At 73.8% G+C, this 22,414-nt stretch carries 22 protein-coding genes; 9 read left to right on the top strand and 13 right to left on the bottom strand.

The genetic code is table 11. From position 1 onward, the window contains the following. Positions 1–1,353 carry a hypothetical protein gene (locus tag ACWCYY_RS05980; RefSeq protein WP_449795249.1) on the bottom strand — a complete coding sequence of 451 codons (1,353 nt, stop codon included), beginning with the start codon at positions 1,351–1,353 and terminating at the stop codon, positions 1–3. After that, positions 1,353–2,249 carry a hypothetical protein gene (locus ACWCYY_RS05975; RefSeq protein ID WP_345283560.1) on the bottom strand — a complete coding sequence of 299 codons (897 nt, stop codon included), beginning with the start codon at positions 2,247–2,249 and terminating at the stop codon, positions 1,353–1,355. The genes ACWCYY_RS05980 and ACWCYY_RS05975 overlap by 1 nt, the downstream gene beginning before the upstream one ends. 287 nt (positions 2,250–2,536) lie before the next feature. Here ACWCYY_RS05975 and ACWCYY_RS05970 point away from each other — a divergent pair, with 287 nt between their 5' ends. From ACWCYY_RS05970 to paaK, 4 genes are all read left to right on the top strand, one after another. Further along, positions 2,537–2,749, top strand: coding sequence for a hypothetical protein (locus tag ACWCYY_RS05970; RefSeq protein WP_345283562.1), 213 nt, complete (start codon positions 2,537–2,539; stop codon positions 2,747–2,749). 47 nt (positions 2,750–2,796) lie between these two features. After that, positions 2,797–4,017 carry an RCC1 domain-containing protein gene (locus ACWCYY_RS05965; protein WP_345283563.1) on the top strand — a complete coding sequence of 407 codons (1,221 nt, stop codon included), beginning with the start codon at positions 2,797–2,799 and terminating at the stop codon, positions 4,015–4,017. A 31-nt stretch (positions 4,018–4,048) separates the two neighbouring features. Then, entirely contained in the window at positions 4,049–5,269 is a 1,221-nt protein-coding gene (locus tag ACWCYY_RS05960) for an RCC1 domain-containing protein (RefSeq protein ID WP_449795248.1), read from the top strand. 121 nt (positions 5,270–5,390) lie between these two features. Next, positions 5,391–6,716, top strand: coding sequence for a phenylacetate--CoA ligase PaaK (gene paaK, locus ACWCYY_RS05955; RefSeq protein WP_449795247.1), 1,326 nt, complete (start codon positions 5,391–5,393; stop codon positions 6,714–6,716). Here the strand turns inward: paaK and ACWCYY_RS05950 are convergent. The 7 genes from ACWCYY_RS05950 to ACWCYY_RS05920 all read right to left on the bottom strand — a co-directional run bounded on the left by ACWCYY_RS05950 (position 6,713) and on the right by ACWCYY_RS05920 (position 12,107). Next, positions 6,713–6,877, bottom strand: coding sequence for a hypothetical protein (locus ACWCYY_RS05950; RefSeq protein WP_449795246.1), 165 nt, complete (start codon positions 6,875–6,877; stop codon positions 6,713–6,715). The two genes, paaK and ACWCYY_RS05950, sit on opposite strands and share 4 nt — an antisense overlap. A 56-nt stretch (positions 6,878–6,933) precedes the next feature. After that, complete coding sequence (locus tag ACWCYY_RS05945) at positions 6,934–7,443, bottom strand: HD domain-containing protein (RefSeq protein WP_449795245.1); 510 nt, start codon at positions 7,441–7,443, stop codon at positions 6,934–6,936. After that, positions 7,437–8,696 (bottom strand): cytochrome P450 family protein, encoded by a 1,260-nt coding sequence (locus tag ACWCYY_RS05940; protein ID WP_449795244.1) that lies wholly within the window; start codon positions 8,694–8,696, stop codon positions 7,437–7,439. Before ACWCYY_RS05940 ends, ACWCYY_RS05945 begins: the two co-directional genes overlap by 7 nt. A 96-nt stretch (positions 8,697–8,792) precedes the next feature. Further along, complete coding sequence (locus ACWCYY_RS05935; RefSeq protein WP_345283572.1) at positions 8,793–9,584, bottom strand: ABC transporter permease; 792 nt, start codon at positions 9,582–9,584, stop codon at positions 8,793–8,795. Further along, complete coding sequence (locus ACWCYY_RS05930; RefSeq protein WP_449795243.1) at positions 9,581–10,552, bottom strand: ATP-binding cassette domain-containing protein; 972 nt, start codon at positions 10,550–10,552, stop codon at positions 9,581–9,583. Before ACWCYY_RS05930 ends, ACWCYY_RS05935 begins: the two co-directional genes overlap by 4 nt. Before the next feature lie 75 nt (positions 10,553–10,627). After that, positions 10,628–11,473 (bottom strand): DUF4097 family beta strand repeat-containing protein, encoded by an 846-nt coding sequence (locus ACWCYY_RS05925; protein ID WP_345283576.1) that lies wholly within the window; start codon positions 11,471–11,473, stop codon positions 10,628–10,630. A 112-nt stretch (positions 11,474–11,585) separates the two neighbouring features. Then, positions 11,586–12,107, bottom strand: coding sequence for a hypothetical protein (locus ACWCYY_RS05920; protein ID WP_345283578.1), 522 nt, complete (start codon positions 12,105–12,107; stop codon positions 11,586–11,588). A gap of 272 nt (positions 12,108–12,379) precedes the next feature. Between ACWCYY_RS05920 and ACWCYY_RS05915 the strand changes: the two genes are divergently transcribed. After that, a complete protein-coding gene (locus ACWCYY_RS05915) occupies positions 12,380–13,021 on the top strand; it encodes a uridine kinase (protein ID WP_449795242.1) in 642 nt (213 codons plus the stop codon). On the opposite strand, the gene ACWCYY_RS05910 is transcribed toward ACWCYY_RS05915, so the two are convergent. After that, positions 12,963–13,799 carry a DNA-formamidopyrimidine glycosylase family protein gene (locus ACWCYY_RS05910; protein ID WP_449795241.1) on the bottom strand — a complete coding sequence of 279 codons (837 nt, stop codon included), beginning with the start codon at positions 13,797–13,799 and terminating at the stop codon, positions 12,963–12,965. The two genes, ACWCYY_RS05915 and ACWCYY_RS05910, sit on opposite strands and share 59 nt — an antisense overlap. 111 nt (positions 13,800–13,910) lie before the next feature. Here ACWCYY_RS05910 and ACWCYY_RS05905 point away from each other — a divergent pair, with 111 nt between their 5' ends. After that, on the top strand, positions 13,911–14,375 hold the full coding sequence (locus ACWCYY_RS05905; RefSeq protein WP_380148556.1) for a cupin domain-containing protein: 465 nt from the start codon (positions 13,911–13,913) through the stop codon (positions 14,373–14,375). Between the two features lie 34 nt (positions 14,376–14,409). On the opposite strand, the gene ACWCYY_RS05900 is transcribed toward ACWCYY_RS05905, so the two are convergent. Continuing rightward, positions 14,410–15,264 carry an S-methyl-5'-thioadenosine phosphorylase gene (locus ACWCYY_RS05900; RefSeq protein ID WP_345283582.1) on the bottom strand — a complete coding sequence of 285 codons (855 nt, stop codon included), beginning with the start codon at positions 15,262–15,264 and terminating at the stop codon, positions 14,410–14,412. Positions 15,265–15,386: 122 nt separating this feature from the next. On the opposite strand from ACWCYY_RS05900, the gene ACWCYY_RS05895 reads away from it, so the two are divergent. Next, positions 15,387–16,175: an N-formylglutamate amidohydrolase gene (locus ACWCYY_RS05895; protein WP_449795240.1), complete on the top strand. Its 789-nt coding sequence runs from the start codon at positions 15,387–15,389 to the stop codon at positions 16,173–16,175. 39 nt (positions 16,176–16,214) lie between these two features. Here the strand turns inward: ACWCYY_RS05895 and ACWCYY_RS05890 are convergent, their stop codons facing one another. After that, positions 16,215–18,449, bottom strand: coding sequence for an MMPL family transporter (locus ACWCYY_RS05890; protein WP_345283585.1), 2,235 nt, complete (start codon positions 18,447–18,449; stop codon positions 16,215–16,217). Positions 18,450–18,557: 108 nt separating this feature from the next. Here ACWCYY_RS05890 and ACWCYY_RS05885 point away from each other — a divergent pair, with 108 nt between their 5' ends. Beyond that, positions 18,558–19,133 carry a TetR family transcriptional regulator gene (locus ACWCYY_RS05885; protein WP_345283587.1) on the top strand — a complete coding sequence of 192 codons (576 nt, stop codon included), beginning with the start codon at positions 18,558–18,560 and terminating at the stop codon, positions 19,131–19,133. A gap of 290 nt (positions 19,134–19,423) precedes the next feature. After that, entirely contained in the window at positions 19,424–20,143 is a 720-nt protein-coding gene (locus ACWCYY_RS05880; RefSeq protein WP_345283589.1) for an alpha/beta hydrolase, read from the top strand. A 158-nt stretch (positions 20,144–20,301) separates the two neighbouring features. Here the strand turns inward: ACWCYY_RS05880 and ACWCYY_RS05875 are convergent, their stop codons facing one another. Then, on the bottom strand, positions 20,302–22,371 hold the full coding sequence (locus ACWCYY_RS05875; RefSeq protein WP_449795239.1) for a S53 family peptidase: 2,070 nt from the start codon (positions 22,369–22,371) through the stop codon (positions 20,302–20,304). Between the last annotated feature and the right edge of the window lie 43 nt (positions 22,372–22,414).

Raw genomic sequence — 22,414 nt, 5'->3', positions numbered from 1 at the left:
CTACGGGTTGAGCGGCACGGACCGAGCCCGCAGGCCGACCGGCGGGGCCTCCAGGGTGAGCAGCCGCTGGTCGGCACCCGGGGCGTTGTCCGGGGTGCCGCCGCTCGGGCGGGCGGTGCCGCAGCGCTGGAGCTCCACCTCGTTGAGCGGGCCGGTGCGCTGGAAGTAGCGGTCGGGCAGGGACGTGGCCGGGACGTCGAAGGCGGCGTCCAGACGGTAGCCGTTGCGGGAGTTGGTGAAGGAGCCCACCACCCGCTCCCGGGCCGGCTGAACCTCGATCCAGCTCACCTCGCCGGGCTGGATGGTGGGGTTGAGCGACTTGGTGGTGGTACGGCTCCAGGTGAGCGGGTTGCTGGTGGAGACCGCCGCCGGATTCCCGCCGCCCGCCGCGAAGCCGGCCGCCACCTGGGCGGCCAGGTTGGGGCGGCTGACGGAGATGTCGGCGCGGTCCGGGGTGAGCGGGGCGCCCTTGAGTGCGTAGTACTGGGTGAGGTTGTCGTACGGGGGCTCGGTGTTGGTCATCGGGTGGTCGTCCACCACCGTGTTGCGGGTGCAGTTCACGTACACCTCACCGACGATCCGGGTCCTCCCGTAGTACTGGTAGGAGTAGCGCCGGTCGACGGTGAACCGGCAGGCGGTGGTGGAGCCTTCGCAGTCGTCCACCGCCACGCCGGGCTCCAGCGTCGAGACCCCGTTGTACGCCGCGGGGCCCGGCAGCCGCTCCTTGGCGACCTTCTGGTCCACCGGCGCCGGCACCTGCTCGGCCGTCACGTTGGTGATCAGCGGCCCGCAGGAGAGCGAGCCGGTCTCCTCGGAGTCGAAGGAGACCATCGGGTTGTCCTCGGTCGCGGTGAACCCGAAGACCCGGCCGGTGGTCCAGTTCGCCTTCCCGACCGTGTCGGTGCCGCCGGTGGTGACCTGCGGGTCCGGCGGGATGCCCGTCGGGACGACCAGCGAGACGTTGTAGGTCTGACCGTCCTTCACCTGGTCGAGCTTGCAGCCGGGATGGGTGCTCGGGCTGTCGTCCCAGCGCAGGGTGACCTGGGAGCCGTTCCTGACGCCCCAGAGGCGGGTGCGCATCGAGCGCGGCAGCCCGTTCCAGTTGAGCGAGGTCGCCTGGTAGCCCTGCGGGTGCTGGGCGAGGGCCTTGCCGAAGACCACCGCGTTGGTCTCGGGGTACCAGTCGGCATGGCCGGCCTGGGTGCCGTTGTCGGGCGCGGCCGGGCGGGCGAAGGTTCCGTTGGGCACGGCGACCGGGACGGGGGTGGCGGCGTGGGCCGGCGGCGGCGCGGTGACGGCCAGGGCCAGCGCGGCAGCCGGGCAGCCCAGCCGGACGAGGAGATGACGGCGCATCAGCAGAACCACCACTCGCTCGGCGGGACGACCGCGTCCCCGGGCCCGGCCGAGGCGGTCAGCGCGTTCGGCAGGGCGCAGAGCTCGTTCGCGGCGGCGTTCGGCGGCTCGTCCCGGGAAACCTTGCCGAAGTCGGCGACGGCCTGGGTCTGTTGGGCGATCCCGTCCTTCTCGGCCTTGCCGTCCCCGGCCACGCCGCCCAGACACTCCTTGCTGGTGGGCGGGCAGTTCTCGATCTTCTCCTTGCTCCCGGCCACGTCCTTGCACGCCGGACTGCTCGCGTTCCCGCCCGCGCAGGGGTCGTTCTCCTCGGGCTTGGACGGTGCGGTGAGCGGCGGCGAGGTCTGCTTGGCCACCACGTTGGTGATGAGCGGCCCGCACCCGACGTCGGTGGTCGCCGTAAAGGTGATCTCGGGGGCGTCCTCGGCCGCGGAGAAGGAGTACGTCCGCCCCGTGTACCAGTTCGACCGGTTGCTGACCGGAGTGGTCGTGAAGCTCCCGCGGCCGTTCGCGTCACCGGCCACCGCCACGGTGTACCCGAGCCGGGTCCCCCCGCTCGCACAGGTCGCGGGGCTCTCGTCCCAGCTGACCGTGACCGTCGCCCCTGACCGGATGCCGCGCAGCCGGGTGCCGGCCGGCACCGCCTTGCCGCCCCAGGTCAGGGAGGCGGCCTGGAGGCCACGCGGATGCTCCGCCCTGGCGGTCGAGGCGACGCCACCGCCCTTCCAGCCGTCGATGCCGCTGGCCCAGTCCTGGCCGGCGGGCACGCTGGGCGAGGAGAAGGTCCCGTTCACCACCGTGGCCGGCTCGGTGTCCTCCGCCGAGGCCGGGCCCGCCAGGGCGAGTGCGCTACTGAGGGTGATGACGAGGAGTCTGGCGCGTTGATTCCGCAGCACGGTTCGCTCCGCTGAACTTGGCAGTCTTGCCGGACTTTTGAGCGCCGGTCAGCCGACGGACGCCCACGATCTCCCGTCATCCTTCAAGCCGTGGTTACTCACCGCAATCAGAACGGGCCGATAGAGCGAAGACGAACTATCTCGCTGGGCCATTGGCGTGGAAGGCCGTCGCGGCCCGTGAGGACGGCCCGCCGAGCCGGGTAGGTGTTCGAACGATCCCGATCCCCTGTCCCCCAGTGGCCGCGCGCCCACCGCGCCGAGCGGCCCGGATCGTCGAGGAATCCCCCATGACCCCCTTGCTCCGCCCTGTCCGCTGCCTGCGGGCGGGTGCCGTCCTGCTCGCCCTGGCCGCCGTCCCGTCCCTGACGGCCGCTCAGCTCACCGAGCCCGCCGCGCCCAGGACCACCAGCTCCACCACCGCCCAGGACAGACTCGCACCCCTGCCCGGCCACGCCGCGCTCCACGGTGCCCCCGTCCGCCGCTCCGCCCCGCTCCAGTGACCCCCGACGTAGAGGAAGAAATGCGCCCGCACCGCACGCTCCGCCGTATGCCCGCCACCGCCGTCCCCGCCGTGATCGCCGGCCTCACCCTGCTGGGCGCCACCGCCCTGCCGACCTCGGCCGCCTCCGCCTACGACCTGCGGCTGCGGGCCTGGGGCCAGAACACCAACGGCCAGCTCGGCGACGGCACCGCCAAGACCCAGCGGCTCAGCCCGATCTCGGTGGTCGGCCTGTCCGGCGCGGAGGTGAACGGGATCGCCGCCGGTGGCAGCGGCACCGGGGCGGCCGCCGCCGGCTTCGCCCTCGCCCTGATGGGCAACGGCACCGTGGAGGCCTGGGGCCGCAACGACAAGGGCCAGCTCGGCAACGGGGCCAACGGCACCACCGACGAGTGGTCGGTGCCCGGCCTGGTGCCGGGGCTGACCGAGGTGGAGGCCGTGGCGGCGGGCGGCTCGCACGCGCTCGCCCTGCTCAAGGACGGCACCGTACGGGCCTGGGGTCTCAACGACAAGGGGCAGTTGGGCGACGGCACCACCACCGACGCCAAGCTCCCGGTCACCGTCGCCGGCCTCAACGACGTGCAGGCCGTCGCCGCCGGTGACAGCTTCAGCCTGGCCCTGCTCAAGGACGGAACGGTGAAGAGCTGGGGGAACAACGACAAGGGCCAGCTCGGCATCACCGCCAAGCCCGCGACCGGCGCCGCCGTGCCCGCCCCGGCCCCGGCCACCCGGACCACGGCCGCCGTCATTCCGGAGCTGACCACCGTCAAGAGCATCGCCACCGGGTCCTCGCACGCCATGGCGCTGCTCGCCGACGGCACCGCCGTCGCCTGGGGCCTCAACGACAAGGGCCAGCTCGGCGACGACACCGTGGCCAACAAGCCGTACCCCGTACCGGTGTTGGAGCTCAAGGGCGTCTCCGCGCTGGCCGCCGGCGGCTCGCACAGCCTGGCCCTGCTGGAGGACCGCACCGTCCGGGCCTGGGGCCTGAACACCAACGGCCAGGTGGGCGACAGCACCCAGACCCAGCGCAACACCTCCGTCCCCGTCTCCGACCTGACCGGTGTGCTGGCCATCGCGGCCGGCTCGGCCCACAACCTGGCGGTGCTGGCCGACGGCACCGTCAAGGCCTGGGGCCTGAACGACAAGGGCCAGCTCGGCGACGGCACCACCACCCAGCGCCTCACCCCGGTGCAGGTGCTGGCCAAGTCCGGAAGCGTGTCCATGGTCGCGGCGCCGTCCAGCGGCAGCTTCAGCCTGGCGCGTTGAACCTCCCCAACTCCCTTTCGGAAGGTAGCAGATGACCCACTCGCGCACGGCCCGCCGGACGCTGGCCGCCACCCTCGCCGCCGTCGCCATAGCCGCCCCGCTGGCGCTGCCCGCCGGCAGCGCGCACGCCCAGGAGAAGCGGCTGAAGTCCTGGGGCAACAACCGCTCGGGCCAGCTCGGTGACGGCACCTGGACGGACTTCCGCACCACCGCCACCACCGTGCTCGGCCTCACCAGCGCCGAGGTGGTGAAGATCGCGGCCGGTGGCGCGGGCGCCCACAACGGGCACGGTCTGGCACTGCTCACCGACCGCACCGTGCAGTCCTGGGGTTCCAACAACTCCGGCCAGCTGGGCGACGGTTCGGTCTTCAGCCACAACGCGCCCGGGCAGGTGGTCAACCTCTCCAACGCCACCGACATCGCGGCCGGCGGCACCCACAGCCTGGCCCTGCTGGCCGACCGGACGGTGGTCTCCTGGGGTCACAACAACTACGGGCAGCTCGGCAACGGAACCAACAACGACAGCTCGGTCCCGGTCCGGGTCGAGGGCCTCAACAAGGTGGTGGCCATCGCCGCCGGGCTCAACCACAGCATCGCGCTGCGCGAGGACGGCACCGTCTGGGCCTGGGGCTACAACATCAACGGCCAACTCGGGGACGGCACTTCGGCCAGTCGCGCCGTCCCCAACCAGGTCACCGGGCTGACCGGGGTCACCAAGATCGCGGCCGGCTGCGACCACAACCTCGCCCTGGTCGGCCCGCCGAGCAGCACCACCAAGCCCACCAGCGGCAACGCGATCAAGGCCTGGGGCTACAACGCCACCGGCCAGCTCGGCGACAACTCCACCATCAACCGCTACAGCCCGGTCGACACCCAGGGCATCTGGCTCGGCGGCGTCTCCCAGGTCGCGGCGGGCTGCAAGCACAGCATGGCGGTGACCGACTCCGACAACAAGCTCAAGGCCTGGGGCCAGAACACCTCCGGCCAGATCGGCGACGGCACCACCGACTACCGGATCACCCCCGTACCGGTGCCCGCACTGACCGGCATCCAGCTGGTGGCCGGCGGCCGCGAGCACACCATCGTGCTGCTCGGCGACAACACCGTCCGCTCCTGGGGCAACAACGGCTCCGGCCAGCTCGGCAACGGCACCACCACCGACAGCTCCACCCCCGTCACCACGCTCACCGCCCTCACCGGCGTGGACAAGCTGGCGGCCCCGGTCGGCGGTGACTTCAGTCTGGCCAACTGACCTTCCGTCCGCTCCGCCCGCCCCGGATCTTGACAGCCGGGGCGGGCGGTGGATTACTGGGCACCGTTTTCGCGCACCAACCGAATGACCGGTCGGATGACCGAGTGGCGGAGGAGATGCGATGGGCAAGCGCCTCGGAGAGCCCCTTCCGGCGGAACTGCTGGACGCCGGCGAGCGGCTGACGCCCGAGCAGCTGAGGGAGCGCCAGCTCACCCTGCTCCAGGGCACCCTGCGCCACGCCTACGACAACGTCGAGCTCTACCGGCGGAAGTTCGACGCCGCCGGGGTGCGCCCCGAGGACTGCCGCACCCTGGCCGACCTGGCCCGCTTCCCCTTCACCACCAAGGCGGACCTGCGCGAGACCTACCCCTACGGGATGTTCGCCGTCCCGATGGAGCGGGTGCGCCGCATCCACGCCTCCAGCGGCACCACCGGCCGCCCGACCGTGGTCGGCTACACCGAGGGCGACCTCTCCGTCTGGGCCGACCTGGTGGCCCGCTCGATCCGGGCGGCCGGCGGCCGGGCCGGGCAGAAGGTGCACGTGGCCTACGGGTACGGGCTGTTCACCGGAGGCCTCGGCGCGCACGACGGCGCCACCCGGGCCGGCTGCACCGTCATCCCGGCCTCCGGCGGCATGACCGCCCGTCAGGTCCAGCTGATCCGGGACCTGGGGCCGGAGATCGTCATGGTGACCCCCTCCTACCTGCTCACCCTGCTCGACGAGTTCGAGAAGCAGGGGGTCGACCCGCGCTCCACCGCGCTGCGGGTCGCGATCCTCGGGGCCGAGCCCTGGACGGAGGAGATGCGCCGCGAGATCGAGGAGCGCACCGGCGTCCACGCGGTCGACATCTACGGCCTCTCCGAGGTGATGGGACCGGGCGTGGCGCAGGAGTGCGTGGAGACCAAGGACGGCCTGCACATCTGGGAGGACCACTTCCTCCCCGAGGTCGTCGACCCCTTCACCGACGAACCGCTCCCCGACGGCGGGCACGGCGAGCTGGTGTTCACCTCGCTCACCAAGGAGGCGCTACCGGTCATCCGCTACCGCACCCGGGACCTGACCCGGCTGCTGCCGGGCACCGCCCGGCCCGCGTTCCGCCGGATGGAGAAGGTCACCGGCCGCAGCGACGACCTGATCATCCTGCGCGGGGTCAACCTCTTCCCCACCCAGATCGAGGAGATCCTGCTGCGCACCCCCGCGGTCGCCCCGCACTTCCAGCTCCGCCTGACCCGCCGGGCCCGCCTCGACCACCTCACCGTCCGGGTGGAGGCCCGCCCCGACGCCGACCCGCGGCAGCGGGCCGACGCCGGGGCGGCGATCGTCCGGGACATCAAGGACGGCATCGGCGTCAGCGCCGAGGTGGAGGTGGTCGACCCCTACACGCTGGAGCGCTCGGTCGGGAAGATCCAGCGGATCGCCGACCTGCGCTCCGAGGGCGGTTCCTAGCGGTCGCCGCGGTCCTCGTCGTCGCGGTCGCCCTCGGCCTGCGACTCCTCCCAGGCGTGCATGATCTGGTACGAGGTGATGCCCTCCTCCGGGTCGGCCGACCGGACGTCCTCCCGGTCGGTGGCGTCCTTCTCGCCGAGCCGCTGCTGCATGTCCGACATGGTGGTGCTCCCTGGGTCGTGGGCCCACTGCTGCGGGGCCACCTCCCAGCCTGCGCTCATCCGCCGACCGCGGCCAGCTCCGCCAGGAGCGCCGGGTTGACCAGCTCCAGCACCGCGCGGACGTCGGCCTCGGGAACCGCCCGCCAGAGCACCGCACGTGCTCCCCGGTACCGGAGGGCCAGCCGCTCCCGGGAGGCCGTGTCCAGCGCGGCCACCCGGTCGGGGTGGGAGTTGTGGGCGTTGTCGGCGATCTTCACGAGGGCGGCGGCCTGGTCCCCCGCCACCTGACGGACCATCTCCTCGTACCCGACCCCCGCCACCCGGGTGACCCGCCGCACCGTCGCCACCACTGCGGACGGCACCCCGGCCGCGAGCAGGTCCTCGGCCGTCAGCGGGGTGTCCTCCAGTACGTCGTGCAGCAGCCCTGCCATCCGCAGCCCGTCGCCGAACGGCGCCAGTCCGGCCGCCACTGCCCGCACGTGCCCGATGTACGGGACGCCGAGCTTGTCCACCTGCCCCGCGTGCGCCTGCTCCGCCAGGGCGTCCACCTCTGCCAGGGTCAGCATCCGTCCCCCTCCTCAACCGTCGTCGTGGAGGCCCACTGTACGGGCAGCTCCAGCAGGCCTCGGGCGCGCAGCGAGGGGCGGTGGCGCAGCTCCCCGGCGGGCTGACCGAGGGTCAGGGACGGGAGGCGGCGCAGCAGGGCGGTGAGGGCGACCTCGGTCTCCAGCCGGGCCAGCGGGGCGCCGAGGCAGTAGTGGATGCCGTGGCCGAGGGCCAGGTGCTGGTTCTCCGGGCGGGCCAGGTCGAGGCGGTCCGGCTCCGGGAACTGCTGGGGGTCGCGGTTGGCGGAGGCCAGGGCGAGCAGGACGGTCTCCCCCGCCGGGACGGCGACGCCGCCGATGGTGAGGTCCTCGGTGGCGAAGCGGCGGATGGCCAGCGGGGCGGGGCCGTCGTAGCGGGCGAACTCCTCGACGGCCCCGGCGGCCAGGGCCGGATCGCGGCGCAGGGCGGCGAGCTGCTCGGGGTGGGTGAGCAGGGTGAGCACGGCGTTGCCGATCAGGTGGACGGTGTTCTCGTAGCCGGCGAACAGGATCAGGAAGGCGAGCGAGGTCAACTCGTCCTCGCCGAGCCGGTCCTGGGCACCCGCGCCGCCCTCGCCGCCCTCGTCGTCGCGGACGGCGATCAGCGCGGAGAGCAGGTCCTCGCCGGGCTCGGTGCGCTTGCGGGCGATCAGCTCGGTGAAGAAGCCGAGCATCGCGCCGACGGCGGCCTTGGCGTCCTGCGGGCGGGCCGGGTCGGGGGCGACCAGGGTGTCCGTCCAGGCCCGGAAGTCGTGGCGGTGGTCGGCGGGGACGCCGAGCAGGTCGCAGATCACGGTGATCGGCAGCGGGGCGGCGTAGGCGGAGATCAGCTCGGCCCGGCCGAGCGGGGCGATGGCGTCGAGCAGCTCCTCGGCGGTCCGCTCGACGGCGGGGCGCAGGGCGGCGATCCGGCGCGGGGTGAAGGCCTGGGAGACCAGGCGGCGGATCCGGGTGTGGTCGGGCGGGTCCATGTTGAGCAGGTTGGCGTCGAGCGCGGGCGGCAGCGAGAAGCCGCGGTAGTTGCCGGGGGCGGCGTGGCGCTTGTCGAGGGCCAGACGCGGGTCGGCCAGGGCCCGGCGGACGTCGGCGTAGCGGGTCACCAGCCAGACCGGGAGCCCGTCGGGGCCGGTGACCCGGTGCACGGGGCCGGCCTCGCGGAGGGCGGCGTAGCCGGCGTACGGGTCGGCGGTGAGCAGGGCCACCGGGTCGGCGGCGGGGAGTCGGGAGGTCGTCACCCGCTCCACCCTAGGGTCGGCCGGGAAACGCCTGCGGGGCGGCCTCCCCTGACGTGGTGTCAGGGGAGGCCGCCCCTCGGGGGCGGTGGTGGTCCGTCACTTGGGGTCGCGGTCGTAGACGGACTTGGACCAGCGGTAGCCGAGGACGGTCAGGCCGAGGCACCAGAGCAGGGCGATCCACCAGTTGTGGCCGATCCCGGTGCCGAGCAGCAGGCCGCGCAGGGTCTCGATGGCGGGGGTGAAGGGCTGGTACTGGGCGACGGGCTGGAACCAGCCGGGCATGGCGGTGACGGGGACGAAGGCGCTGGAGATCAGCGGGAGGAAGATCAGCGGGAGGGCGTTGTTGCTGGCGGCCTCGGCGCTGGGGCTGACCATGCCCATCCCGACGGCGATCCAGGTGAGGGCGAGGGCGAAGAGGGTGAGCAGGCCGAGGGCGGCGAGCCACTCCAGGACGGTGGCGTCGGTGGAGCGGAAGCCGATGGCGACGCCGACGGCCCCGACCAGGACGACGGCGGCGACGGACTGCACCACGCTGCCGATCACGTGGCCGATCAGGACGGAGCCGCGGTGGATGGCCATGGTGCGGAAGCGGGCGATGATGCCCTCGGTCATGTCGTTGGAGACCGAGACGGCGGTGCCGACGGTGGTGCCGCCGATGGTCATCAGCAGGATGCCGGGGACCAGGTAGGCGATGTACTCGGAGCGGTCGGCCCCGCCGCCGCCGATGCCCGCGCTCATCACGTCGCCGAAGACGTAGACGAAGAGCAGCAGCAGGACGATCGGCGTGAGGAGGAGGTTGAGGGTCAGCGACGGGTAGCGGCGGGCGTGCAGGAGGTTGCGCCGCAGCATGGTGGAGGAGTCGCGCACGGCCAGGGACAGGGAGCTCATCGGGAGGCCTCCGCGGGGTGGGTGGTGAGGGCGAAGAAGACGTCGTCCAGGTCGGGGGTGTGCACGGTGAGCTCGTCGGCCTCGATCCCGTGGTTGTCCAAGTGGTCGAGGATGCGCCGGAGTTGGCGCTGGCTGCCGTCACTGGGGAGTTGCAGGGCGAGCGCCTCCTCGTCGCGGGCGGCGTCGGTGAGGGCGGCAGCGGCGGCCTGGTAGGCGGACGGGTCGGTGAAGCGCAGGCGGACGTGGCCGCCGGGAACGAGGCGCTTGAGCTCGCCGGCGGTGCCCTCGGCGACGATCCGGCCGCCGTTCAGCACCGCGATGCGGTCGGCGAGTTCGTCGGCCTCCTCGAGGTACTGGGTGGTGAGGAGGACGGTGGTGCCGTCGGCGACCAGCTCGCGGACGATCTGCCACATGGCGTGGCGGGAGCGGGGGTCGAGGCCGGTGGTGGGCTCGTCGAGGAAGATGATCCGCGGGTTGCCGACCAGGGTCATCGCGATGTCCAGGCGGCGCTTCATGCCGCCGGAGTAGGTGGAGGCTGGCTTCTTCGCGGCCTCCACCAGGTCGAAGCGGCGCAGGAGTTCGGCCGTGACGCGGCGGCCCTCGGCCTTCGGGAGGTGGTGCAGGTCCGCCATCAGGAGCATGTTCTCCTCGCCGGTGATCAGCCCGTCGACGGCGGAGAACTGGCCGGTGACGCCGATCGCGGCGCGGACCTGCTGCGGCTGGGCGGCCAGGTCGTGGCCGGCCACCTGGGCCTGTCCGCCGTCGGCGCCGATCAGGGTGGAGAGGATCTTGACGGCGGTGGTCTTGCCGGCGCCGTTCGGCCCCAGCAGGGCGAAGACGGATCCGGCCGGGATGCGCAGGTCGACCCCGTCGAGGACGGTCTTGTCGCCGTAGGACTTGCGCAGGCCGACGGCGGTGACGGCGGCGGGTGCCTGCGAGGGCCCGCCGTTGCGCCTGGGCGTGGGCATGACAGATGAAGGCACGGAGCCCTCCCCTTTCGGTGAACGGACTTGCCTGGTCGGTGAGTTGGTTCCGCCGAGGGGTCAGCCCCGGGCGCGCAGGACGTCGATGTTCCCGTAGCGGGTGCGGGCGTGGACCTTGACGGTCTCCTCGTTCTCCGCCGGGGCGTCCGAGCCGGTGAGCATGTTGCGCACCTGGCCGGCACCGGAGTTGACGTCCAGCCAGGCCGCGGTGCCCTGACGGATGCCCACCTCGATGGCGCCGTAGCTGGTCTCCAACTGGGCGGTGCCGCGCGTCACTTCGCCGACCCGGATGGTGCCGTGGGCGGTGGTGGCGGTCACCGAGCCCTCGGCCCGGCGCACGTCGATGTCGCCGTTGGCGCCGCTCACCCGCAGGTCACCGCCGACCAGGTCCACCGAGGTGGTGCCGTGCGAGTTCTTCAGGACGGCGGAGCCGCTGACGCTGCCGACCCGGAGGCTGCCGGTGCTGGTGGTGATCTCGGCCGTGCCGTCCACCCGCTCGACGGTGATCGAGCCGTGCGAGGCGGTCAGCCGGAGCGGGCCGGTGGTGTCCAGCCGGGTGTCACCGCTCGAGGTCTTCACCCGGACCTCGCCGAGCCGGCCCTCGCCGAGCACCTGGGCCCAGGCAGCGGTCACGTCGACCGCCGAGCCGGTGGGCAGCTCGACCGTGACGTCCACGGTGCCGGGCTTGCGGAGCGTGTTGCGGAACTTGGGGGTCTTCACGCTGAGCGTGCCGTTCGCGAAGCTCACCTCGGTCTGCTCGACGGCCCGGCGGTCGGCGTCCTTCTTGGGGTTGCGGGGCAGCACCTCGACCACGGTGTCCGCGCGGTCCGCGGCGGCGATGCGGATGGAGCCGGCCTCCACGTGGGCGGTGACGGAGATCGGCGCGGGGGTGTCGTAAGAAGGCATAGCGGTGGCGTCCTCTTGGCTCTCGATGGCATCTCCGCAGGTGGGAGACGTCCGGTGGATTTCGGCGCGCGGATGACGCGCCGTCAGGAGGTGCTGGGCGGCGGGGCCCCGGTCAGCGGACCCAGCCGGTGATGCTCTGCCCGACGGAGTGCAGCCCTCCCGGGCGGCCCGGCCGGGCGGCGGAGCCGCCGTCCACGGCGGAGGAGACGGCGCGCACCAGCCAGGCGTTGACCGACAGGCCCTCGCGGCTCGCGGCCTCCTCGGCCCGCGCCTTGAGCGGGGCGGGCAGCCGCAGGTTGACCCGGGCGGTCGCGCCACCCTCGTCGAGCTCGCTCCCTGCCGGGTACGGCTCGGCGGGCGCGTACGGCTCCGCCGGCGCACCGCGGTCGGCGGGCGGCAGCGTCACCACGAAGTCCGGGTCGAGCCCGCGCAGCCGCACGTCGACCGAGCCCGGGGCCAGCTCGCGGGTGATCTCGTCCATCGCGGCCGAGAGCACGTTGAGCATGGTCAGCCTGGTCGCCGACTCCAGGGGGGCGGTGAGGCGCTCCGCGAGCTCGCGGGCGTCCTCGCCCCCCGCCTCGGCGGCCACCGCGAGTTCGCGGCGGAGGTTGTCGACATACGGGGTGAGGTCCATGACGCCATCATGGCACCATGATGGCACCATCCGCAAGCCCCCCTGGCGCCATAGTGGCGCAATGTGGCGCCAAACCATCCTGACCTGCACCGATGAGCAGATCCGAGCCGATCCGCGGTGCCACCACTGCCTCTCTGTCGCATCGTGCGGCGCCATGGTGGCGCCATATGGTGCCATCACTGCACCAGGTGGCACCACCGGCCGCACGGGCATACACCGGCACCGCCGCGCCTTGAGAGCGGAGGACGTCCCCTACGGAGAGGAGAGCACCCGTGCCGGTGCAGCCCATCTCGCCCGAGCGGCTGGCCGAGCTGCTCGCCGACCGGATCGCCGCGCTGCCCGTCAACGACGGCCGCCGCATCCGGGTCGCGCTGGACGGCGCCGACGCCGCCCGGCCCGGCGAGCTGGCCGACGCGCTGGTGGAGCCGCTGCGGCTGCGCGGCCGCCCGGTGCAGCGGGTCTCGGCGGTGGACTTCCTGCAGGCCGCCTCGATCCGGCTGGAGTACGGGCACCAGGACGCCGACGCGTTCCACGACCTCTGGCTGGACGAGCGCACCCTGCTGCGCGAGGTGCTCGACCCGCTGGAGCCCGGCGGCAGCGGCCGGGTGCTGCCGACCTTCCGCGATCCCGCCACCGACCGCTCCACCCGGGCCGCGTACGTCACCCTGCCGCCGGACGCGGTGCTGCTGCTGGACGGGCCGCTACTGCTCGGCCGCTGGCTGCCCTTCGACCTGACGGTCCACCTGGCGCTCACCCCCGCCGCGCTGGCCCGCCGCACCGCACCCGGACAGCACTGGACCCTGCCGGCCTTCGCCCGCTACGCCGAGGAGACCGACCCGGCCGGGCTGGCCGACCTCACCGTCCGCTGCGACGACCCGCGCCACCCGGCCCTGGTGACGGGGCCTCAGGGGTAGGACCCCGCTGGCAGCGGGGGCACCAGTAGGCCGGGCGGTCGCGGTCGTGGGTGGCGGCCCGGACGGGGGTGGCGCAGCGCAGGCAGGGCCTGCGGTCGCGGCCGTAGACCCAGTGCATCCGGCCGGGGCGGGCGTCGGGGACGGTCGGGTGACCGGAGCGGGCCTTGTTGGCGTCCAGGAGCCGCTGGGCACGGGCCAGCAGGCGGTCCAGCACGGGGGCGGCGTCGGCGACCGGGGCCCAGGGGGTGAGGGAGGCCAGGTAGCAGAGCTCGTTGGCGTAGATGTTGCCGATCCCGGCGAGGTTGCGCTGGTCCAACAGGGCTTCCCCGAGCGGGCGTTCGGGGTCGGCGAGGATCCGGCGGGCGGCCTCGGCCGCGTCCCAGTCGGGGCCGAGCAGGTCCGGGCCGAGGTGGCCGACCGCGGTGGACTCCTCGGCGGTGCGCAGCAGCCGGACCACCGGCAGCCGGTACCCGACGGCGGTCGGCCCCTCGGTGCCGAGCACGGCCCGGACCTGGTGGGCCGGGCCGCCGGACCACCGCTCCCCCGGTGCGAAGACGGCCCAGCGGCCGTCCATCCGCAGGTGGGTGTGGAGGGTCAGGCCGCCGTCGAACCTGGTCAGCAGGTGCTTGCCGCGCGGCACCGTGCCCAGCACCCGACGGCCCGTCAGGTCGGCGGTGGCGTGCGCGGGCACCCGCAGCTCGGCCCGGACCAGCGCCCGGCCGGTGAGGGCCCGGTCCAGCTCGGTGGCGACGCGGTGGACGGAGTCTCCTTCTGGCACCCGTCCATCATCGGGCACCGGCGGGCGAACATGAAGATCAACAACGCTGGTATGTTCGCGTGCCGGTGATCATCCGATCATCGACACCGATGTGCGGGGGCACGGAACACCATGCGGAACACCACCACGGACGCACCCACCGTCGTACGCACCGTCCCGCGGCCGCGCGAGGCCGGGTCGATCCGGGCGGGCGGGGACACCGCCCGGGGCATCAGCACCACCCCACTGGCCCGGGGTTCGCACCGGGGCCCGCTGCCGTTCCGCCCCGGGGGCGACACCGACGTGGTGGTGGGCGAGGTGGTGATCGCCCCCGGCGGGACCACCGGCTGGCACTACCACCCGGGGCCGGTGCTCGCCGTGGTCAGGTCCGGCACCCTCACCCGGGTGCTGGCCGACGGCACGGTGGAGACCACCGGGCCCGGCGGCGTGGTCTTCGAACCGGCCGGGCCCGAGCACCCGCACGTCGGCGACAACCACGGCACCGAGCCGGTGGTCCTGATGGTCACCTACCTCACGCCGGCCGGCGGCCCGCTCTCGGTGGACACCCCGGCGCCCGCCCGGGGCGGGGCCGGCTGACCGGGCGTCACCGCCCGCCGCCGGTCGGGCGCGGTCAGGCGCCGACGCCCGGCAGCCCGGTCTCCAGGCCGTCGAGCGCGTGCGAGCAGACGCAGTCGCGCTTGGCCGGCAGGCCCTCCAAGGCCTCGAAGAGGACGGTGCGCAGCCGGTCGACGTTGCGCCCGAAGACCTCCAGGACCTCGGCGTGGGTGACGCCCTCACCCGTCTCCACGCCCGCGTCGAGGTCGGTGACCAGGGCCAGCGAGGTGTAGCAGAGGCCCAACTCGCGGGCCAGCACCGCCTCCGGATGGCCCGTCATGCCGACCACCGACCAGCCGTTGGCCGTGAACCAGCGGGATTCGGCGCGGGTGGAGAAGCGCGGCCCCTCGATCACCACCAGCGTGCCGCCGTCCACCGGCTCCCAGCCGCGGCCGCGGGCGGCGGCCAGGGCGGCCTCGCGGCCGTCGGGGCAGTACGGGTCGGCCATCGAGACGTGGACCACCTCGGGGTGGCCGCCGCCGGGCAGCGGCAGGCCGTCGTAGTAGGTCTGCGGCCGCCCGGCCGTGCGGTCGACGAACTGGTCCGGCACCAGCAGCGTGCCGGGCCCGTACTCGGCCCGCAGGCCGCCGGTGGCGCAGGGGCCGAGCACCTGACGGACCCCCAGGGAGTGCAGTGCCCAGAGGTTGGCCCGGTAGTTGATCCGGTGCGGCGGCAGGCTGTGGCCCCGCCCGTGGCGGGGCAGGAACGCCACCCGGCGGCCGGCCACCTCGCCGAGGAAGAGCGAGTCGCTCGGCGGCCCGTACGGGGTGTCCACCACCACCTCGGTGACCTCGTCCAGCAGGGCGTACAGTCCGGACCCGCCGATCACGCCCAGCTCGGCGCGGGCGGAACGGTCTGCGCTCTGGCTCATGGTGACGGCCTCTCAGTCGCATCGGTCGGTGCTCGAAGATCGAACCCACTCTACGGAGCCGGGGCATGATGGCCCCGCACCACCACCGCCGATGCCGCCACCACCGACCCCGGGGGACCTCCGTGACCGACGACAGCCCGTACCGGCTCCACCCGGGTGATGCCCGCTCCCCGGTGATCCTGCACGTCCCGCACTCCTCCCGGGTGGTCCCTCCCGAGGTCCGCCGCGGCATCCTGCTCGACGACCCGGCCCTGGCCCGGGAGCTGGACCACATCACCGACGCCCACACCGCCGAACTGGCGGCCCGCGCCGCGGCGGCCGCCGCGCTCACGCCCTGGCGGTTCGTCAACCGGCTCTCCCGCCTGGTGGTCGACCCGGAGCGCTTCCCCGACGAGCGCGAGGAGATGCTGAAGGCCGGCATGGGCGCCGTCTACACCCGCACCACCCACGGCGAACCGCTCCGGGCCTCCGACCACGACCAGCAGCCGCTGCTGGAGCGGTACTTCCACCCCTACGCGGCCGCGCTCACCGAGGCGGTGGAGGAGCGGCTGGCCGCCGTCGGCCGGGCGGTGGTGATCGACGTGCACTCCTACCCGACGGCGGCCCTGCCGTACGAGCTGCACGGTGAGGACCCGCGCCCGCCGGTCTGCCTCGGCACCGATCCGGTCCACACTCCCGCCGAACTGCTGACCGCGGCCCGCGCGTGCTTCGAGGGCCTCGGCGGCACCGGGCTGGACAGCCCCTTCGCCGGCACCTACGTGCCGCTGCGCCACTACGGGAAGGACGCCCGGGTGAGCGCGCTGATGGTGGAGATCCGCCGCGACGGCTACATGACCGAACCGGGCGGCCCGGCCGGCCCGGGCCTCGGCGCGCTGGCCGACGCCCTGGCCCGGCTGGTCGACCGGGTCTGACGCACCTTCGGACAACCGGTGGACGGCGGACGGCACGGCTCAGCGCCCCGCCGTCACCGGCTCCTCCGCCTGCGCGGCGGTGGCCGCAGGGGTGCGGGGCGGGAGCTTGGCACCCTCGATGTCCACGTCCGGGGTGATCCGGTCGAGCCACTTCGGCAGGCCCCAGGCCCGGCGGCCGAGCAGCGCCATGGCGGCCGGGACGAGGGTCATCCGGACCACGAAGGCGTCGATCAGGACGCCGAAGGCGAGGGCGAAGCCGATCGACTTGATGATCGGGTCGTGGTTGAAGACGAAGCCCCCGAAGACCGCGACCATGATCAGCGCGGCGGCGGTGACGACCCGTCCGCTCTGCGCCAGGCCCTGGGTGACCGCCCCGGCCGCGTCCTTGGTGTGCTCGTGGTGCTCGCGCATCCGGCTGACCAGGAAGACCTCGTAGTCCATCGCCAGGCCGAACAGCACGCCGATCAGCAGCACCGGCAGGAAGCTGGTCACCGGCCCGGCCGAGGGCACGTCCAGCACGCCGTTGAGGTGGCCCTGCTGGAACACCCAGACGGTGGCGCCGAGCGAGGCGGCGATCGAGAGCAGGAAGCCGAGCGCGGCCTTGACCGGCACCAGCACCGAGCGGAACGCGATGGTCAGCAGGACCAGGGCGAGCAGCACGATGATGCCCACGAAGAGCGGCAGCACGTCCGACAGCTTCTGGGAGATGTCGATGGTGGCGGCGGTGCCGCCGGCGACGTAGAGCGTGCCGCCGGCCTTCTCGACCTCCGGGGCCAGGGCGCGCAGACGGTGCACCATGTCGCTGGTGGCCTGGTCGTCCGGTCCCGACTTCGGGACCACGGCCACCACGCTCAGGCTGCCGTCGGGGTTGGCGGTCGGCGGGGCCACCACGGCCACACCGGGGTCGGCGGCCAGCGAGCGGGCCAGGCCGGCGACTGTGGCGGGGCGCTGCTCGGCGGGCACCCGGGCGGTGTCCACGACGGCGACCAGGGTGGCGTTGAAGCCGGGGCCGAAGCCCTCGGTCAGCAGCTGGTGGCTCTTGTGCTGGGTGCTGCTGGTGGGCTGCGAGGCGTTGCTCGGCAGGCCCAGGCGCAGGTCCTTGGCGGGCAGCGCGAGGGCCACCAGGCCGACCACGCCGACCAGCAGCACGGCCAGCGGGCGGCGCGTCACCAGGCTCGCCCAACGGGCGCTCCAGGACGGGGAGTCCGCGGGGCCCTCGGTGCCCCTGTCCTTCCTCGTGGCCCTGTCCTTCCTCGTGGCCTTGGCCTTCGGGCGCAGGCGCTCGCCCGCGAAGCTCAGGGCGGCGGGCACCAGGGTGACGGCGATCAGCACCGCGAGCAGCACGGTGACGGCCGCGGCCAGGCCCATCGCGGTGAGGAAGGGGATGCCGGTGACCGCGAGGGCCGCCAGCGCGATGATCACGGTGGCTCCGGCGAACACCACCGCGCTGCCGGCGGTGGCCGTGGCCCGCGCGATGGAGTCGTCCAACTCGGCTTCAGGATCGGCGAGTTGCTCGCGGTGGCGGGAGATGATGAAGAGTGCGTAGTCGATCCCGACGGCCAGGCCGATCATCAGGGCGAGCACGGTGGCGGTGCTGGTGAGGTCCACGAAGCGGGAGACGAACTGAACGCCCATCACCCCGATGACCACGCCGACGGCGGCGGTCAGCAGCGGCAGCCCCGCCGCCACCAGGGATCCCAGCGCGAGGAACAGCACGGCGAAGGCGATCACCACGCCGACCACCTCGGCCGGGCCGCCGACCTCGGTCACCGGGGCCATCACCGAACCGCCCAGCTCCACCTGGAGCCCGGCGCCGCGCGCCGGGGCGACGGCCTCGGTGAGCGCGTCCTTGGAGCTCTGCGGCACCTGGTCGGCCGGGCGGTCGAACAGCACGTCGGCGAAGCCAATCCGCTGGTCCGGCGAGACGGCACCGGTCTCGGCGGGCGGGGCCACGTGCACCACGCCGGGCACGGCGGCGGCCCGCCCCAGGCCCTCGGCCACGGCCTGCTGGGCGGCCGGATCGGTCAGCGCCTTCCCCTCGGGGGCGGCGAACACCACCCGGGCGGTGCCGCCGGATGCGGTCGGGAACCGGTGCTCCAGCAGGTCCTGGGCCTGCTGGGACTCGATGCCCGGCACGGTGAACTCGGTGCTCGGCTTGCCGTGCAGGGTGGCGCCGAGACCACCGACCACCGCCAGGACCAGCAGCCAGACCGCGACCACCGCTCCACGGCGGCGTATCGCCCACCGTCCCAAGCCGTACAGGCGTGCCGCCATGCCGTCCTCCCTCTCGCCTCGCTCCGTGCCCCGTCCGGGCGTCTCGTTGCACCGTACGGCATTTTTACACTGGACTGTAATTTAACCCTGGGTGGTAATCTCCGCAGCATGACCACTGACGAGCGCCAGGACGGCCTCCGGGAGCGCTCCAAGGCCAGGCGCCGCGAGACGATCGTGCGGACGGCGTTGGAGCGGTTCGCCGACCGGGGCTTCGACGCGACGACCATCGCCGACATCGCGGTCGCCGCCGAGGTCTCGGCCCGCACGGTCACGCTCTACTTCCCGTCCAAGCTCGACCTGGCCCTGACCCACTTCGACGGCTTCGCGGCGGAGCTCGCGGCCGGCCTGCGGGACCGCCCGGCGGAGTGGACCATCCTGGACGCGCTGGAGCACTGGCTGCGCACCCGGTTCGCCGAGAACACCGAGCTGGACCAGCTCAGCGATCAGATGCTCGAAGCCAATCCCCAGCTCAAGGCCGTCGCCAACTCCCGTCTGGCGGAGGTGATCCAGGAGGGCACCCGGCTCTTCGCCGAGGAGACCGGCAGCTCGCCGGACGACTTCGCGCCCCGGATGGCGGCGGCCGCGGCGGCGGGGGTCATCTCGGAGCTCTGCAACAGCCCGGAGCAGGAGAACATCGAGGCCGCCATCGCCTTCCTCCGCGCGGGCGTCAACACCCTGGAGTAGCGACCCGGAGCGCGGCTCTCCGGCGGCCCTCCGGCGACCCTCGGGCGGCCCGGAGGGCCGTCAGGGGCGCGGGGAACTGCGCGCAGGGGAACGCGACGACCCGTGTGCCGGGTACGGACGTTCACGTGCAAGTGGATCTCCGTACCCGGCACACGGGTGGTCGTCTTCCGTCTCGCGCAGTTCCTCGCGCCCCTGACCGCCCTACGGGCGGCCCGAGGGCGGTCGGAGGGCACCGCGGGCATACAGTGGCCGTCCCCGGACGGGGGCGCGAGCGGGAGGACGAACGAGACGTGAGCAGAGCGGTGGGCCACCGGAGCCTGCGGTGGCGGGGGCGGCGCCCGGACGGTGCGGAGGCCGCGGTGCTGGTGCTGCACGGCGGCAAGGAGTTCAGCGAGGACCGGCCGGGGCCCGTCAACCTGCCGGCCCTGCGGATGGCCGGGTTCGCCCGCGCGGTGGCCAAGGTGACGGCGGGTCAGCGGATCGCGCTCGGCGCCGTCCGGTACCGCTACCGCGGCTGGAACGGCGAGCACGCCGACGCGGCCCGCGACGCCGAGGCCGCCCTCAGCGACCTCGCCGAGGCCCTGGGCCCCGTGCCGACCGTCCTGATCGGCCACTCCATGGGCGGCCGCGCGGCGATCCGCGCCGCCGGCCACCCCTGCGTGGCGGGCGTGGTGGCCCTCGCCCCGTGGTGCCCGCCCGAGGAGCCGGTCGCCCAGCTCAAGGACCGCACCCTGCTCACCCTGCACGGCGACCGCGACACCGTCACCGACCCCGCCGCCACCCGGCTGCTGGCCGCCCGCGCCCGCGAGGCCGGCGCCCGGGTCGCGGGGTACACCGTGCGGGGTTCGGGACACGCCCTGCTGCAGCGCTCCGGCGACTGGCACCGCGCCACCGCCCACCTCACCGCCGCCCTGCTCGGCCTGCGCCCCTTCCCCAGCGAGGTCGCCGCCGCCCTCTCCCTCACCGACGCCCAACCCGGCGGCTTCGAACTCCCGCTGGCCACCGTGTAGTTGGACGTGACCCGTGTGCCGGGTACGGAGTCTCACTTGCACGTGAGTGTCCGTACCCGGCACACGGGTCGTCCTCTTCCGCAGCGCGCAGTTTTCCCCGCGCCCCTGACCGCCCTCCGGGCGGCCCGAGGGCGGCCCGGAGGGCGGTCAGGTCACCGTCAGCCGCCGAGGCGGAAGGAGCGGAGGAAGTCGCGGCCCGGGGAGCCGAGGCCGGTGGCGGTGTCGTAGCCGCGGGCGGCCGAGAGGCCGTAGTCGGCGCCGATCCGGTAGAGGCGCACCTTCAGGGCGCCGTTGACCGTGCCGAGGTCGACCACGTTGCCGCGCTTGGAGTGGTTGGCGGTGTCGTCGACGTCGTTGAAGACGCCGCGCCCGGCCCGGTCGTAGAGCGCCGGGTTGGCGAAGCCGAGGGCGCGGCCGCCGCGGGCCTCGACCGCGTCGGCGAGCATGGCGGCGGCCTCCGGGGCGGAGACCGAGGTGCCGCCGTAGCCGCCCTCGCTGTAGGTGCCGTCGGCGGTGTAGCCGACCAGGGTGGCGGCGACCAGGTCACCGCTCATGGCGAGGTCGGGTGTGGCGCGCAGCGGGGTGGCGGAGTGAGTGCCGTCGGCGGCGGTGGTGGAGATCCGGTCGGGGACGACGCCCTTCTGGTACCAGGGCTGGGCGAAGTCCTTGGAGACGCCGCCACCACCGCCGAAGTAGAAGGTGCCGGGGAACGGGGTCCAGGACTTCTGGTCGGCCGAGAGCACCGAGCGCTTGTCACCCATGGACACCTCGTCGCCGTACCGGCCTCCCCCGTCCCGGAGTTGGAGTGCGGTGCCGCCGACCGAGGTGACCCACGGGGAGGAGGACGGCCAGTCGGTCTGCGCCTGGTCGGTGGTCGCCTCGCAGTTGACGCCGGTGGCGGCGGCGCCCGGGGAGCTGTCGCCGCAGTCGCCGGAGGAGAAGGCGAAGCCGATGCCGGTCACCGCGCCGAGCTGGAAGACCTGGTTGTCGGCGGCCACCACGGCCGGGTCGATGTCACCGCCGGTGGCGTGCATGATCTCGCCCCAGGAGTTGGAGACCACGTCGGCCAGGTGCTCGTCGACCACCTTGGCCATCGCGTCGTACAGGTCCTCGTCGTAGCAGGAGTTGCCGCCGACGTAGACCACCTGGGCGTCGGGGGCGAGGCCGTGCACCATCTCGACGTCCAGCGCCTCCTCGCCCGCCCAGCCGTCGGCCCCGCCGCACTCGTCCTGGTGGGTCCACTGCGCCGGAGTGACGTGCTCCGTGTACTGGCCGGGCGCGAAGGGCCGGTCGCCGTGCGCGGTGGAGAAGTGGTTCGCGTCCTGCTCCATGGTGGGCAGGCCGTAGGCGTCGATGACGGCCACCCGGGCCCCCTTGCCGGTGGCGCGAGCGGCGGTCACCCCGTAGGCGGTGCGCAGTTGGGCGGGGACGTAGGCGCAGGGGGCGAAGGGTTCGTTCTTCTCGTAGCCCTCGGGCGCGCCCTTGGCGGTCTTGGAGCCGTAGCCGTCCTCCGAACAGGTCGGCACGGTCGGCAGCGCGGCCGGGGCACTCTTGTCGGGTGCGGCCAGACCCTGGGCCGCGGCGGAGCGCCGTTCGGCCTCCCGGACCGAGACGGCGTGCGAGACGTTGACGTGGATCGCGTCGGCCAGGCCGGAGACGCCGAGCACGGCGCCGGCCACCTGCGCGGGCACCTGGGCGTCCCGGGCCGGGGCGCGGTGGGTGCCGTCCGCGGTGCGGTAGCTGCGGAAGTCGGTGCCGAAGGCCTTGGCGAACGCACCGGTCGGGCCGGTCACCTGGACGTGGTGCGCGGTGACGGAGGAGACGGTGAGACCGGCGCCGGTCAGCCAGGAGGTGACGGCCGCGACCTGCGTGGTGGTGGCGCCGAACCTGCCCCGCACCTGGTCGGCCGTCAGGAACTGGCCGTAGGCGGGGGATCCCGGGTCGGAGACCGCCCGGGCCAGCGCGGCCAGGCCGGTCGCGTCCCGTCCGGCCAGGTAGATCCGGGCGCTCGCGGGCACGGCGGCGTCCACCGCGCCCGCATCGGCCTGCGGGGTGGCCCAGGCGGGGTGGCTGCCGCTCAGGGTCCTGGCACCCTCGCCGACGGGTGTGGCGGAGGCGGGTGCCGCGGCGCCCAGGGTCGCGAGGACCAGGGCGGCTGCGGCCGCGATCGCGGCGGTGGCGGTGACCGGGCCGGCGCTCTTGGAAAGCTGCTTCCGTGCGGTGGGCACGTCGGCTCCCCTCTCGGTTCGACGGAGCGTCAACTGCCCCTCG

It is taken from the genome of Kitasatospora sp. NPDC001664 (assembly GCF_053596675.1).
The sequence above is the reverse complement of the archived record's forward strand: the minus strand, read 5'-3'. Positions and strand labels throughout refer to the sequence as shown.